The organism is Streptomyces sp. NRRL F-5727 (genome assembly GCF_000719555.1).
Taxonomy (GTDB): domain Bacteria; phylum Actinomycetota; class Actinomycetes; order Streptomycetales; family Streptomycetaceae; genus Streptomyces.
On sequence record NZ_JOGX01000001.1, the window covers coordinates 101,543 to 115,192 of the forward strand.

A 13,650-nucleotide genomic window follows, 5' to 3' on the forward strand; every position below is an offset into this window, starting at 1 on the left:
GCCCGAGGAGTTCGGCACGGCGCTGCTGGAGGTCCTGTCGGCATGACCGTGTGCCGCACGCGCCAGGGGGAGGTCCGCGGCCGGACCTCCCCCTCCGGCGTGACCTCGTTCCTCGGCGTCCCGTACGCCGCTCCGCCCTTCGGCGCCCTGCGGTTCCTCGCGCCGGCGCCGCCCGAGCCGTGGACCGGTGTCCGTGACGCCAGGGTCCACGGCCCGACGGCGCCGCACGCCCCCTACGCACCACCGTTCGACGCCCTCGTCCCGGACGACGTGATCCCCGGCGAGGACTGCCTGAACCTCAACGTCTGGACCCCGGCTCCGGAGGCGGGCGCCGGGCTGCCGGTGCTGGTGTGGCTGCACGGTGGCGCGTTCGGCAACGGGTCGGGCTCGGTGTCCGCGTACGACGGCAGCGCCTTCGCGCGCGACGGCGTCGTCTGCGTCACACTCAACTACCGCCTGGGGACGGACGGTTTCCTGCGGCTGCCCGGCCGGCCCGACAACCGCGGCCTGCTCGACCAGATCGCCGCCCTCCGCTGGGTCCAGGACAACATCGCCTCCTTCGGCGGCGATCCGCGGCAGGTCACCGTCTTCGGCGAGTCCGCGGGCGCGATGAGCATCGGCGCGCTCCTGGCCATGGACGCGGCGCGGGGCCTGTTCCACCGGGCGATCCTCCAGAGCGGGGCCTGCCATCACTTCCTGCGTCCGGCCACCGCCGGGCTGGTGACGGCCCGCCTGGCGGAGAGGCTCGGCATCGAGCCCACCTGGGAGGCGTTCGCGGGCGTCCCGCTGCGGGAGCTCCTCCCCGCCCAGGCGGAGCTGCGCGCGGAGGTGACCGCGGACCCGGCGCGGTGGGGCGAGGTGGCGCTCAACCTGATGCCCTTCGAACCGGTGCTCCCGGGACTCGCCCTTCCCCGGCCGGACTGCGGTGTCGACCTCCTCGTGGGCAGCAACCGCGAGGAGTACCGCCTCTTCCTCGTCCCCACCGGGCGTCTCGGCTCCGTGCCGCTGTCCGCTCTGCACGCCATGACCGCGGCCTACGGTCTCGACCCGGCCGAAGCCCTGCCGGTCTACCGGGCGTCCCGCCCCGCCGCCACGCCGGGCGAACTGCTCGACGCGGTGGCGACCGACTGGTTCTACCGGGTCCCCGCCATCCGTCTCGCCGAAGCCGTCCCGGGCTCGTACCTCTACGAGTTCGCCTGGCGCTCCCCGCGGTTCGACGGGGCGCTCGGCGCCTGCCACTCGCTCGAACTGCCCTTCGTCTTCGACCGCCTCCACGATCCGTCCTCCGCGCCGCTGCTCGGCGCGGACCCGCCCCAGGCCCTCGCGGACGCCGTCCACGGAGCCTGGGTCTCCTTCGCGAGGACGGGCGACCCGGGCTGGCCGTCGTACGACCCGGAGTGGAGCCGTACGACGATGACCTTCGGCGCCGCGGCCACCCCCGCTCCGGTCGACGACCCGCGGGCGGAGGAGCGGCTCCTCTGGGAAGGCGTGCGGTGACGCCGTGCCCGTGGGATCCACGGGCACGGCGTCGTGCCGGGGGCAGGGCGTCAGCACTTCACCCAGTAGCCCGGGGAGGTCTCCTTGACGGTGCTGGAGACTCCGAGGCTCCACAGGCCGAGGCTCTGGCCGGAGCCGTTGGCGTAGGCGTAGCCACCGGACTGGTGGGCGCGGCCGGCCTGGGTGTGGGCGTAGTTGGTGGCGGTCACGCACACCGCCGTGGTGCCCGTGGTGGTGGCGTTCACCGCGCCGGAGCGGGCGCCGACCGCGCCGGCGGAGTCCACGGCGGCGACCGTGTAGCCGTACGTCCTGCCGGCGGTCAGGCCGGAGTCCGTGAAGGCGGTGGCGGTGACGGGGGCGCTGGTCACCTTCGTGCCGTCGCGGTACACGTGGTACGAGGCCGCGCCGGGGACCGCGCTCCAGGACAGGGAGGCGGTGGTGTCCGTGGTGGCCGTGACGCTCAGGCCGGTGGGGGCGGGGAGCGGGCTCGGGGGGCTGGTGGTGCCGGCGGCGCCGAGGGCCTTGGCCATGTTCATCACGGCCGTCATCTGCGGGCCGCTCTTCTGGGCGTAGTCGGCGGACTTGTATCCCCACCAGTCCCAGCAGCCGCGGGGGTTGCCGGACATGGTGGTCGCCTGCGGGTACAGGACGATCATGTCGTTGGTGTCGGCGTACTCGTTGAGGTACGCCTTGTCCATGAGCGCGTTGCCGACCAGGCCGAAGTACTGGTAGCAGCCGTGGAGGGTGACCATCAGCCTGCAGGAGGCGCCGCTCTGGCAGGACTGCGGGACGTAGGCGAAGCCCTCGTTCCCCATGCTGATCGCGCCGGGGCTGCCGCCGGGCGTGTACGTGCTCTGGTCGAACCGGACCAGCTTTCCGGTCAGGGCGGAGGTGCTGGCGGGCTTCACGCTGCCGAAGAGGTGGGACAGCATGTCCTTCACCGGGTCGCCGCCGCAGTTGTTGACGTACGGCGAGCTGGTGGAGGTGCAGGAGTTGGGGCCGATGGGGCTGACCCAGGCGTGGCCCGAGACGGACGTGTCGTCGTACACGACGTTCGCCCCGAAGTCGCGGTAGTAGGTGGCGAGGTCGTCGTTCACGGGCGCCTTGACGGTGCTGTCGTTGGTGCCGTGGAACAGCCAGACCTTGTCCCCGGAGAGGTTGGCGACCGGGTCCACCTTGCCGGCGGCCGCCCGGTCCCGGGTCACCTGCTCAAGCTGGGCGGGGGTCTTGCGTGCCTGGAAGGTGTCCATGCACGCGTACAGGGCCGTGTTGAGGTTGTTCTGGGCGCAGTCGTACGGGCCCGCCGAGAAGATGCCGGCGCCCTGGATCACGTCGGAGTAGGCGACGTGCATCTGGTTGGCCATGAACCCGCCGGACGAGAGCCCGCTCACGTACGTGGAGCTGATGTCGTACCGCTGCAGCGAGCCCGCGGTCGGTGCCGGCACGGCCGCCGTCGCTCCGCCGGCCGTCGACGCGGCGATGCCGACGGCCGCCAGAGCGGCGACAAGGATCTTCCTGATCTTCATTTCGCATCTCCAGATGGGGGTGAGATGCGGACATCCTGATGAACGGCGGGGATCCGCGCCCACATGTCGTCCCACCACATCCGCGGACGCAGGTGTGGCGCGCCTTGCCATAGAAGCGGAAGGTGCAGACCCGCATCCTGTGGTGATCGGCGGACCGGCCGGTGACGTCGCCGGCTCCTACCGTTCGACCCTCACCTGCAGGGGCGCGCGGAACGACAGCAGGCCGAGCATGGGCGGCTGCGCCGACGCGTCCGCCGGCCGGACGCCGGGCAGGCGGCGCGCCGCCGCCCGCAGGGCGACCGCCGCCTCCGTACGGGCCAGTGTGGCACCGGGGCAGAGGTGCCGGCCGGCGCCGAACGCCAGGTGCCTGCGGGCGTTCCCGCGTCCCGGGCACATGCGCGCCGGGTCCGGGAAGAGCTCCGGGTCGGAGCCGCTGCCCATGAGCATCAGCAGCACGTGCGCGCCCGCCGGCAGCTCCATGCCGCCCAGGCGGGTCGGTCGGGCGGTCACCCTGCGCCAGGTGGTCACGGGCGGCTCACGGCGCAGCACCTCCTCCACCCACGCCTCGGCCAGGCCCGGTTCGGCCGCCGCGCGCGGCCAGACGCCGGGCTCGGCGAGTGCACTGCGGAGCACGGTCGCGAGGAGCTGGCCGGTGGTGGACTGGCCGGCGACGAACACGAAGAAGCAGGCGGCCACCGCCGTGTCGACGTCCAGGGGCGTGCCGTCGGGCAGCCGGTGGGCGGCGAGCGCCGCGACGAACGAGCCGGGCGGCGCGGTGTCGCCGCGGACGGTGGCGGCGAGCCACTGGTGGAACTCGGCGACGAGCTCGGCCAGCTCCAGCTGCCGTGCGGGCGTGGGCCTGCCCCAGAACAGCTCCAGGGAGGCGTCGCTCCAGGCGATCAGGGTGGCGGGGTCGACGCCGTGGATGCCGAGGAGCTCCATCAGCACCCGGCAGGGCAGGATCTGCGCGAAGGAGCCGAAGAGGTCGAGGTCGGGGTCGGGGTCGGCGGAGTCCGTGGCGCCTGCGGTGAGTTCGTCGAGCAGTTCCCGGGCGATGCGCTCGATCGCCGGTACGGCGGCGGCGACGCTCCGCGGGTCGAAGAACCGCGCCACCACCCGGCGCAGTCCCGGGTGGCTCGGGGTCCCGTTGTTGGCGAGCGCGGGCGGCAGCCGGAAGCCGGCCCGGACGAGGATCCGCATCACGGCGACGGGCAGCGGGGTGACCGCGCTCTGGGCGTTGTCCGGGAGGTACGTGTCCGTGTCGAGCAGGACGTGCCGGATGTCCTGGTGGCGGCTGACGAGCCACAGCCCGGTGGCGGGGTCGTGGTGCACGGGCGCCTCGGACCGCAGCCGGTCCAGCCACGGGTGGGGGTCGCGTACGAAGGAGTCACCGAACAGGTCGAGCAGCTCCAGCGGGAGCCCCAGCGGGTCTGCGGTGCCGGCCCCCGCGGGCTCGGCCACCGGGCCGTGAGCGGACGGTGCCGCGCCGTTTTCGCGGCCGTCCGCCGCCCTGAACATCACCGCCGGAAGCTAACACGGCCGGCGCGGGGGCTCCGCCAGGTGTGCGCGGCATCACGTCGCCCGCCCCTCACGGCCGTCCCTCAGTGAAGCCGGGTGGTCTCCAGGAGCTCGCGTGCCATCGTCCGGGCGGGTCCCTCCGTCTGTTCGGCGACGCGGCGGAAGGTCTCCTCGGCCGCTCGGGCGGGCCAGCCGGGTGGGAGGTGGCGGGCGGGGAGGCGGGGGTCCGTGCGGATGGTCCAGAGCCATTCGTTGACGAGCCGCAGGCGGGTGGCGAGGGGGTCGTCGCCGGGGCCGGTGCCGGGGTGGGCGGTCCAGCGGGCGTCGAAGGCGGCGTAGCGGCCGGCGATGGACGGCAGGTCCCAGGTGTCGCGGATCATCTGCTCGACGTCGGTGAACTCGGCCGCCTCGGCGTGGAAGACCTTGACGTGCGCCGAGAGACCGAGGTCCTCGACCGTCGCGGCGACGTCGACCCGCCCGGGGGCGATCCACAGTCCGCTGTACAGCGCGCCGAAGCCGGACCAGGCGAGGCGTGAGCGCAGGTCGTGGCGCTCGCGTCGCCAGGAGTCGGGGAGGGAGAAGCCGAGCAGGGTCCAGGTGCCGTCCCAGTCGTCGTTGACGGCGCTCTGCTGCCAGATGCGGGTCCGTCCGTCGTCCAGGACGCGCCGCGCTTGCGGGGTCAGGCCGAAGAACATCTTGCGGCCCTCGCGCCGGCGGAGCAGGAGGCCGCGGCTGACCATGCGCGTGAGGGTGGAGCGTACGGCCGGCTCACCGATCCCCACCCGGCCGAGGACGTCGATGACGCTGCCCGAGGAGACGCCCACTTCGCCCTCCTCCAGCACGTGGTTGCCGAAGAAGGCGAGCATGACCGACTGGGGCCGCTGCTGCGGCCCCTCCGACGTCTCCCGCCCGGCGTCGTCCTCCACGCGGGCAAGAATACGACTGCGCGCCGGGCGGCCGATCCCGGCGTACGGGAGCGGGACGGGGAGCCGTTCGTCTCGGGCTCGCCGGCGCCGGAGAAGTCACCTGGCCTGAAATGTTTCATTAAGCCCGCCAGGAAGCAGACCCCGCCTACCCCGCCCGGCCTAGGGCCTGTGTTCGCCATATCGCACCCCTAAGGCACCCCTGCGGCGAGGCGACGGCGATTGAAGTGCGTGAAGGTGCGGTCGCCCAGGGCTGTTCACAGCCGCATGAGACGGTTCGGCAAGGCGGCCGCGGGCGCCGCCGTCATCCTGTCCGGCGCCTTGACGGGGCACGTGCCTGGGGTTAGCTTCCTCCTCGGAATGAATCGATTCACTCACTCGATCGTCTCCGCGCTCACCGCCCCGCCCACGGGCCCCGCCCTCCCCGTCAATCCCGAGGTGACCCATGCCTGACACCGCCGCCGTGAAGGCCGCACTCGCCGGCCAGCGGATCGAGACACCCTCCTGGGGTTACGGAAACTCCGGCACCCGGTTCAAGGTGTTCGCGCAGGCGGGCGTGCCCCGGGATCCGTACGAGAAGCTGGACGACGCCGCCCGCGTGCACGAGTTCACCGGGGTCGCGCCCAGGGTGTCGCTGCACATCCCGTGGGACAGGGTCGACGACTACGCGGTGCTGAGCACGTACGCGAAGGACCGCGGCCTGGAGCTGGGCGCGATCAACTCCAACACCTTCCAGGACGACGCCTATAAGCTCGGCAGCGTCTGCCACCCGGACCCGAAGGCGCGCCGCAAGGCCGTCGACCACCTCCTGGAGTGCGTCGACATCATGGACGCAACGGGTTCGGCCGACCTGAAGCTGTGGTTCGCCGACGGCACCAACTACCCCGGCCAGGACGACGTCGTGGCCCGGCAGGACCGGCTGGCGGAGGCGCTGGCCGAGGTGTACGAGCGGCTCGGCGACGACCAGCGGATGCTGCTCGAGTACAAGTTCTTCGAGCCGGCCTTCTACACCACCGACGTGCCGGACTGGGGGACCGCGTACGCCCACTGCCTCACGCTCGGCCCGAAGGCGCAGGTCGTCGTGGACACCGGCCACCACGCGCCGGGCACCAACATCGAGTTCATCGTGGCCTTCCTGCTGCGGGAGGGGAAGCTCGGCGGCTTCGACTTCAACTCGCGCTTCTACGCCGACGACGACCTGATGGTCGGCTCGGCCGATCCCTTCCAGCTCTTCCGGATCATGCACGAGGTCGCCAAGAACGGCGGTCTGGACCGGGCCGCGAACGTGGCCTTCATGCTCGACCAGTGCCACAACATCGAGGCCAAGATCCCCGCCGTCATCCGGTCCGTGATGAACGTCCAGGAGGCAACCGCCAAGGCCCTCCTCGTCGACCTCGACGCCCTCACCGCCGCGCAGGCCGCCGGTGACGTCCTCGCCGCCAACGCGGTCCTGATGGACGCCTACGACACCGACGTACGACCCCTGCTGCGCGAGGTGCGCGAGGAGCAGGGCCTGCACCCCGACCCGGTGGCCGCGTACGCCGCCTCCGGATGGCAGGACCGGATCGCCGCCGAGCGCGTCGGCGGCGAGCAGGCCGGCTGGGGCGCCTGACCGCCCCGGGCCTCCCGCGAGTCCCCCTCTTCCGCCCGGACAACCAAGAGGAACCGTCACCATGACCTCCCACCCCGCCGTCGACGCGCTGATCGGGCGCTCGAACCGTCTCGGATCCGACCCCCGCAACACCAACTACGCCGGCGGCAACACCTCCGCCAAGGGCTCCACCACCGACCCGGTCACCGGCGGCGACGTGGACCTGCTGTGGGTCAAGGGCTCGGGCGGCGACCTCGGCACCCTCACCGAGGACGGCCTCGCCGTGCTGCGGCTCGACCGCCTGCACGCCCTCAAGGCCGGCTACCCGGGGGTGGAGCGCGAGGACGAGATGGTCGCCGCGTTCGACCACTGCCTGTACGGCAAGGGCGGCGCCGCCCCGTCGATCGACACCGCCATGCACGGCCTGGTGGACGCGGCCCACGTCGACCACCTGCACCCCGACTCCGGCATCGCCCTCGCCTGCGCGGCCGACGGCGAGAAGCTGACCGCCGAGTGCTTCGGCGACACCGTCGTCTGGGTGCCGTGGCGCCGCCCCGGCTTCCAGCTCGGCCTGGACATCGCCGCCGTCAAGGAGGCGAACCCGCGGGCCGTCGGCTGCATCCTCGGGGGGCACGGGATCACCGCCTGGGGCGACACCTCGGAGGAGTGCGAGCGCAACGCGCTGCACATCATCCGCACCGCCGAGACCTTCCTCGCCGAGCGAGGCCGTCCCGAGCCGTTCGGCCCCGTGGTCGAGGGGTACGCGCCCCTGCCCGAGGAGGAGCGCCGGGAGCGGGCCGCCGCCCTGGCCCCGCACGTCCGGGCGATCGCGTCCCAGGACCGGCCGCAGGTGGGCCACTTCACCGACACGGACGTGGTCCTGGACTTCGTCTCCCGCGCCGAGCACCCGCGGCTCGCGGCCCTGGGCACGTCCTGCCCCGACCACTTCCTGCGCACCAAGGTCCGCCCGCTGGTCCTGGACCTGCCGGCCGGCGCTCCGCTGGACGACGCCGTGGCCCGGCTGAAGGAGCTGCACGCCGGGTACCGCGAGGAGTACGCGGCGTACTACGCCCGTCACGCCACCGCCGACTCCCCCGCGATGCGCGGCGCGGACCCCGCGATCGTGCTGGTCCCCGGCGTCGGCATGTTCTCCTTCGGCAAAGATAAACAGACGGCCCGCGTGGCCGGCGAGTTCTACGTCAACGCCGTCAACGTGATGCGCGGCGCCGAGGCGGTGTCGACGTACGCCCCCATCGAGGAGTCGGAGAAGTTCCGCATCGAGTACTGGGAGCTGGAGGAGGCGAAGCTGCGGCGGATGCCGAAGCCGAAGCCGCTCGCCACCCGGGTGGCCCTGGTCACCGGCGCCGGCTCGGGCATCGGCAAGGCCATCGCCCACCGGCTGGTCGCGGAGGGCGCCTGCGTCGTCGTCGCCGACCTGGACGGGGACAACGCCGCCTCGGTCGCCGAGGAGCTGGGCGGTCCCGACAAGGCCGTGGCGGTCACCGTGGACGTCACCTCCGAGCAGCAGATCGCCGCCGCGTTCCGCCAGGCCGTCCTCGCCTTCGGCGGTGTCGACCTGGTCGTCAACAACGCCGGCGTCTCCGTCTCCAAGCCGCTCCTGGAGACCACGGCCCGCGACTGGGACCTCCAGCACGCCATCATGGCCCGCGGCTCCTTCCTCGTCTCCCGCGAGGCCGCCCGGATCATGATCGAACAGGGTCTCGGCGGCGACATCGTCTACATCGCGTCCAAGAACGCGGTCTTCGCCGGCCCGAACAACATCGCCTACTCGGCCACCAAGGCCGACCAGGCCCACCAGGTCCGCCTCCTCGCCGCCGAGCTCGGCCAGCACGGCATCCGGGTCAACGGCGTCAACCCGGACGGCGTCGTGCGCGGCTCCGGGATCTTCGCCGCCGGCTGGGGCGCCCAGCGCGCCGCCACGTACGGCATCGAGGAGGAGAAGCTCGGCGAGTTCTACGCCCAGCGCACGCTGCTCAAGCGCGAGGTGCTGCCCGAACACGTCGCCAACGCGGTCTTCGCCCTCACCGGCGGCGACCTCACCCACACCACCGGCCTCCACGTCCCCGTCGACGCGGGCGTCGCCGCCGCCTTCCTGCGCTGACGGCCCACCCCATCCGCCCTGACGCCGGCTCTCCGAGGGGCCGGCATCAGGGTGCACGCCCACGAGCCCCCTCATCCCGACGCGCCAGCCGCCCCCGCGGAGGAAGCCCACGTGACCACCACTCCCCCGTCCTCCGCCTTCGCGTCCGCGTTCGCCGCGGTCGATCTCGGCGCCACCAGCGGGCGCGTGATCCTCGGCCGGGTCGGCCCCGACAACCTCGACCTCACCGAGGTCCACCGCTTCCCCAACACACCCGTGCGCCTGCCCGACGGGCTGCGCTGGGACGTCCTCGCCCTCTTCCAGGGCATCCTCGACGGGCTCCGCGAGGCCGCCCGCGCCGGCGTCGTGGCCTCGATCGGCGTGGACACCTGGGCGGTGGACTACGGGCTCCTCGACGCCGACGGCACCCTCCTCGGCCACCCGTACCACTACCGCGACGAGCGCACCGACGGCGTCGCCGAACGCGTCTGGGCCGAGGTCTCCCCCGAGGAGCTGTACGGCATCACCGGCCTCCAGCACCTCCCCTTCAACACGGTCTTCCAGCTCGCCTCCACCACCGGAACCGTCCAGCGGGACGTCGCCCGCACGCTGCTGCTCGTCCCCGACCTGCTGATCCACTGGCTGACCGGGTCGATCGGCGCGGAGGAGACCAACGCCTCCACCACCGGTCTCTTCGACGCGCGCACCGGCATCTGGTCCCAGGAGCTGCTCAACCGGCTCTCCCTCGACCCCGCCCTGTTCCCGCCGCTCCGCGCCCCCGGCGACCCGGCCGGCACCCTGCTCCCCCACGTCGCCGCCTATACCGGGCTCGATCCCCGTACGCCGGTGACGACGGTCGCCTCGCACGACACCGCCTCCGCCGTCGTCGCCGTGCCCGCCACGAAGCCCGACTTCGCGTACATCTCCTGCGGCACCTGGTCGCTGGCCGGTCTCGAACTGGACGCCCCGGTGCTGAGCGAGGAGTCCCGGGCGGCGAACTTCACCAACGAGCGCGGCGTCGACGGCACCGTCCGCTACCTGCGCAACATCATGGGCCTGTGGCTGCTGGAGGAGTGCCGGCGCACCTGGGACAAGGAGAACCTGCCGACCCTCCTCCCCACGCTGCTCGCCGACGCCGCACGGGCCGAAGCCCTCGCCTCCGTCATCGACCCGGACGCCCCCGAGTTCCTCGCCCCCGGGGACATGCCCGCCCGTATCCGCGCGTACTGCGCCCGCACCGGTCAGCGCGTCCCCGGCAGTCAGGGCGCGGTCGTCCGCTGCGTCCTGGAGAGCCTGGCCCTCGCCCACCGCCGCACCCTGCGCGAGGCGGCCGGGCTCGCCGGGCGCGACATCACCCGCGTCCACCTGGTCGGCGGCGGCGCGCGCAACGACCTGCTGTGCCGGCTCACCGCCGACGCCACCGGCCTGCCCGTCGTCGCGGGCCCCACCGAGGCCACCGCGCTGGGTAACATCCTCGTCCAGGCCCGCGCCGCCGGCCTGGCCGGAGACCTCGCCGACATGCGCCGGCTCATCGCCTCCACCCAGCACCTGCGGCACTACACCCCGCGGGGTGACAGCGCCGCCTGGGACGCGGCCGCCGCCCGACTCGACTCCGCCCCGAGGAACCCCTGATGCGTGTCGCCCTCTTCGCCACCTGCGTCAACGACGCGGTCTATCCCGCCACGGCCGTCGCGACCGTGAGACTCCTCGAACGTCTCGGCGTCACCGTGGACTTCCCCGAGGCGCAGACCTGTTGCGGACAGCCGCAGTACAACACCGGCTACCGCCGCGAGACCGAACCGCTGGTCCACCGCATGGCCCGGGCCTTCGAGGGTTACGACCACGTGGTCACCCCGTCCGGGTCCTGCGTCGCCATGGTCCGCGACAACTACCCCCGGATCGGGCGGAAGGCGAAGGCCGAGGGGCGCGGCGCCGCACTGAGCGAGGCCGCCGACTCGCTCGTCCCGAGGACGTACGAGCTGACGGAGTTCCTGGTCGACGTCCTCGAAGTGACGGACGTGGGCGCCTACTTCCCCCACCGGGTGACGTACCACCCGTCCTGTCACGGCCTGCGGATGCTCGGCCTGGGCGAGCGGCCGCGCCGGCTCCTGGAGGCGGTGAAGGGCCTGGAGCTGGTGGAGCTGCCGGGGGCCGAGGAGTGCTGCGGCTTCGGCGGCACGTTCGCCGTGAAGAACCCGGACGTGTCGGCCGCCATGGGCGCCGACAAGATCCGCAACTCCCTGTCCACCGGCGCCGACGTCCTGTGCGGCGCCGACAACTCCTGCCTGATGCACCTCGGCGGGATGCTGCGCCGCCAGGACGCCCCGCAGCGCGCCCTGCACCTCGCCGAGATCCTCGCGAGCACGGAAGAGGAGCCCTTCGCATGAGCGGGACCTTCATCGGCATGCCGGCCTTCCCGAAGGCCGCCCGCGACGCCGTACGCGACACCACCCTGCGGGCGAACCTCCGCCACGCCACCCACACCATCCGCGACAAACGGGCGGTCGCCGTCGCCGAACTCGCCGACTGGGCCGAGCTGCGCGAGGCCGGGAAGCAGATCAAGAACGAGACCCTGCTCAACCTGGACACGTACCTGGTCCAGTTGGAGGAGGCGGTGACGGCCGCCGGCGGCACCGTCCACTGGGCGGCGGACGCGGCCGAGGCCAACCGGATCGTCGCCGGCCTGGTCAAGGCCACCGGCGAGACCGAGGTCGTCAAGGTCAAGTCGATGGCCACCCAGGAGATCGGGCTGAACGAGGCTCTGGAGGCGGAGGGCATCCGCGCCTACGAGACCGACCTCGCCGAGCTGATCGTGCAGCTGGGTGAGGACCGCCCGTCACACATCCTGGTCCCCGCCATCCACCGCAACCGCGGCGAGATCCGCGACATCTTCGCCTCCGAGATGGCCACGTGGGGGCGCGAGGCACCCGACGGCCTCACCGACAGCCCCGCCGAACTCGCCGAAGCGGCCCGGCTGCACCTGCGGGAGAAGTTCCTCCGCGCCAGGGTCGGCATCTCCGGCGCCAACTTCATGGTCGCCGAGAGCGGCACCCTCGTCGTCGTGGAGTCGGAGGGCAACGGCCGCATGTGCCTGACCCTCCCCGAGACCCTGATCTCCGTCGTCGGCATCGAGAAGGTCGTCCCCACCTGGCGGGACCTGGAGGTCTTCCTCCAGACCCTCCCCCGCTCCTCCACCGCCGAGCGCATGAACCCGTACACGAGCATGTGGACCGGCACCGCCGACGCCGACGGCCCGACCGCCTTCCACCTGGTCCTCCTCGACAACGGCCGCACCGACACCCTCGCCGACGAGGTCGGCCGCCAGGCCCTGCGCTGCATCCGCTGCTCCGCCTGCCTCAACGTCTGCCCGGTGTACGAGCGGGCCGGCGGCCACGCCTACGGCTCCGTCTATCCCGGACCCATCGGCGCCATCCTCACCCCGCAGCTGCGCGGCACCCAGAGCGAGGTCGACGCCTCCCTCCCGTACGCCTCCTCCCTCTGCGGCGCCTGCTACGACGTGTGCCCCGTCGCCATCGACATCCCCGAAGTCCTCGTCCACCTGCGGGAGAAGGTCGCGGAGCAGGGCGGTCCCGGCCACCGCCTGGAGAAGGCCGCCGTCAAGGCGGCCACCTGGATCCTCGACCACCCGGCCGCCCTCGCCGCGGGCGAGCGCATCGCGTCGAGGACGCGCGCCCTGCACCCGAAGAAGCTGCCCGGCCCCGGCGCGAGCCAGTGGACGGAGAGCCGCGACCTGCCCGAGATGCCCGCCGAACCGTTCCGCGACTGGTGGAAGAAGAACCGCACAGGAGACCGCCCGTGAGCCAGAACTCCCGCGAACGCGTCCTGCGCCGCATCCGCCAGGCGCTCGCCGACGCGCCCCACGCGCCGGAACCCGCCCGCGACTACCTCCCCGCCCACACCCCCGACGACCCGGCCGCGATCCTGGACCTCCTCCACGAGAACCTCGCCGACTACCGCGCGATCGTGCACCGCGCCACGGAGGCCGAACTCCCCGCCCTCGTCGCGGAGCTCCTCGACCGGCACGGCGCCACCACGGTCGCCGTGCCGCCCGGGCTGCCCGCCGCCTGGCTCTCCGCGACGACCGCGGAACAGCGCCACGACGCGGACACCCCGCTCGCCCCACGCGACCTCGACGCCACGGACGCCGTGGTCACCGGCTGCGCCCTGGCGATCGCCGAGACCGGCACGATCGTCCTGGACGGCGGCCCCGGCCAGGGCAGGCGCGCGCTCACCCTCGTCCCCGACCTGCACATCTGCGTCGTACGCGCCGCCGGCCAGACCGTCGCCTCCGTCCCGCACGCGCTGCCGCGCCTCGACCCGACGCGCCCCCTGACCTGGATCTCCGGCCCCTCCGCCACCAGCGACATCGAACTCGACCGGGTCGAGGGCGTCCACGGCCCCCGCACCCTCCAGGTGGTGCTGCTCACCGGCGCGTGATGCCCGCGCGCCCCCGCGTACGCACGAAGACGGCCT

General features: G+C 73.0%; 10 protein-coding genes. 7 read left to right on the forward strand and 3 right to left on the reverse strand.

What is annotated here, in order from left to right; all coding sequences use genetic code 11:
• Positions 1 to 42 precede the first annotated feature (42 nt).
• Positions 43 to 1,497 carry a carboxylesterase/lipase family protein gene (locus tag IF73_RS0100550; protein ID WP_031002229.1) on the forward strand — a complete coding sequence of 485 codons (1,455 nt, stop codon included), beginning with the start codon at positions 43 to 45 and terminating at the stop codon, positions 1,495 to 1,497.
• A 50-nt stretch (positions 1,498 to 1,547) separates the two neighbouring features.
• Here IF73_RS0100550 and IF73_RS0100555 read toward each other — a convergent pair whose 3' ends face one another.
• The 3 genes from IF73_RS0100555 to IF73_RS0100565 all read right to left on the reverse strand — a co-directional run bounded on the left by IF73_RS0100555 (position 1,548) and on the right by IF73_RS0100565 (position 5,467).
• Positions 1,548 to 3,023, reverse strand: coding sequence for a fibronectin type III domain-containing protein (locus IF73_RS0100555; RefSeq protein WP_031002231.1), 1,476 nt, complete (start codon positions 3,021 to 3,023; stop codon positions 1,548 to 1,550).
• A 177-nt stretch (positions 3,024 to 3,200) separates the two neighbouring features.
• The gene (locus tag IF73_RS0100560) at positions 3,201 to 4,484 is read right to left on the reverse strand and encodes a cytochrome P450 (protein WP_234338117.1); all 1,284 of its coding nucleotides are present in this window, start codon (positions 4,482 to 4,484) and stop codon (positions 3,201 to 3,203) included.
• A gap of 140 nt (positions 4,485 to 4,624) precedes the next feature.
• On the reverse strand, positions 4,625 to 5,467 hold the full coding sequence (locus tag IF73_RS0100565) for a PaaX family transcriptional regulator C-terminal domain-containing protein (RefSeq protein ID WP_031002235.1): 843 nt from the start codon (positions 5,465 to 5,467) through the stop codon (positions 4,625 to 4,627).
• Positions 5,468 to 5,909: 442 nt separating this feature from the next.
• Between IF73_RS0100565 and rhaI the strand changes: the two genes are divergently transcribed.
• The 6 genes from rhaI to IF73_RS0100600 all read left to right on the forward strand — a co-directional run bounded on the left by rhaI (position 5,910) and on the right by IF73_RS0100600 (position 13,614).
• Positions 5,910 to 7,076, forward strand: coding sequence for an L-rhamnose isomerase (rhaI, locus tag IF73_RS0100575; RefSeq protein WP_031002239.1), 1,167 nt, complete (start codon positions 5,910 to 5,912; stop codon positions 7,074 to 7,076).
• Positions 7,077 to 7,137: 61 nt separating this feature from the next.
• Entirely contained in the window at positions 7,138 to 9,177 is a 2,040-nt protein-coding gene (locus IF73_RS0100580; RefSeq protein ID WP_031002241.1) for a bifunctional rhamnulose-1-phosphate aldolase/short-chain dehydrogenase, read from the forward strand.
• A gap of 111 nt (positions 9,178 to 9,288) precedes the next feature.
• The gene (locus IF73_RS0100585) at positions 9,289 to 10,788 is read left to right on the forward strand and encodes a rhamnulokinase (RefSeq protein WP_031002242.1); all 1,500 of its coding nucleotides are present in this window, start codon (positions 9,289 to 9,291) and stop codon (positions 10,786 to 10,788) included.
• The gene (locus IF73_RS0100590) at positions 10,788 to 11,543 is read left to right on the forward strand and encodes a (Fe-S)-binding protein (protein ID WP_031002243.1); all 756 of its coding nucleotides are present in this window, start codon (positions 10,788 to 10,790) and stop codon (positions 11,541 to 11,543) included. Before IF73_RS0100585 ends, IF73_RS0100590 begins: the two co-directional genes overlap by 1 nt.
• Entirely contained in the window at positions 11,540 to 12,976 is a 1,437-nt protein-coding gene (locus tag IF73_RS0100595) for a LutB/LldF family L-lactate oxidation iron-sulfur protein (protein ID WP_031002244.1), read from the forward strand. The genes IF73_RS0100590 and IF73_RS0100595 overlap by 4 nt, the downstream gene beginning before the upstream one ends.
• Complete coding sequence (locus IF73_RS0100600; protein ID WP_031002245.1) at positions 12,973 to 13,614, forward strand: LutC/YkgG family protein; 642 nt, start codon at positions 12,973 to 12,975, stop codon at positions 13,612 to 13,614. Before IF73_RS0100595 ends, IF73_RS0100600 begins: the two co-directional genes overlap by 4 nt.
• Positions 13,615 to 13,650: the final 36 nt, after the last annotated feature.

What these genes read in the sequence shown, in the direction of transcription:
- IF73_RS0100550 (WP_031002229.1), top strand. Translation starts at nt 43, where the DNA reads ATGACCGTGTGCCGCACGCGCCAGGGGGAGGTCCGCGGCCGGACCTCC.
- IF73_RS0100555 (WP_031002231.1), bottom strand. Translation starts at nt 3,023, where the DNA reads ATGAAGATCAGGAAGATCCTTGTCGCCGCTCTGGCGGCCGTCGGCATC.
- rhaI (WP_031002239.1), top strand. Translation starts at nt 5,910, where the DNA reads ATGCCTGACACCGCCGCCGTGAAGGCCGCACTCGCCGGCCAGCGGATC.
- IF73_RS0100580 (WP_031002241.1), top strand. Translation starts at nt 7,138, where the DNA reads ATGACCTCCCACCCCGCCGTCGACGCGCTGATCGGGCGCTCGAACCGT.
- IF73_RS0100590 (WP_031002243.1), top strand. Translation starts at nt 10,788, where the DNA reads ATGCGTGTCGCCCTCTTCGCCACCTGCGTCAACGACGCGGTCTATCCC.
- IF73_RS0100595 (WP_031002244.1), top strand. Translation starts at nt 11,540, where the DNA reads ATGAGCGGGACCTTCATCGGCATGCCGGCCTTCCCGAAGGCCGCCCGC.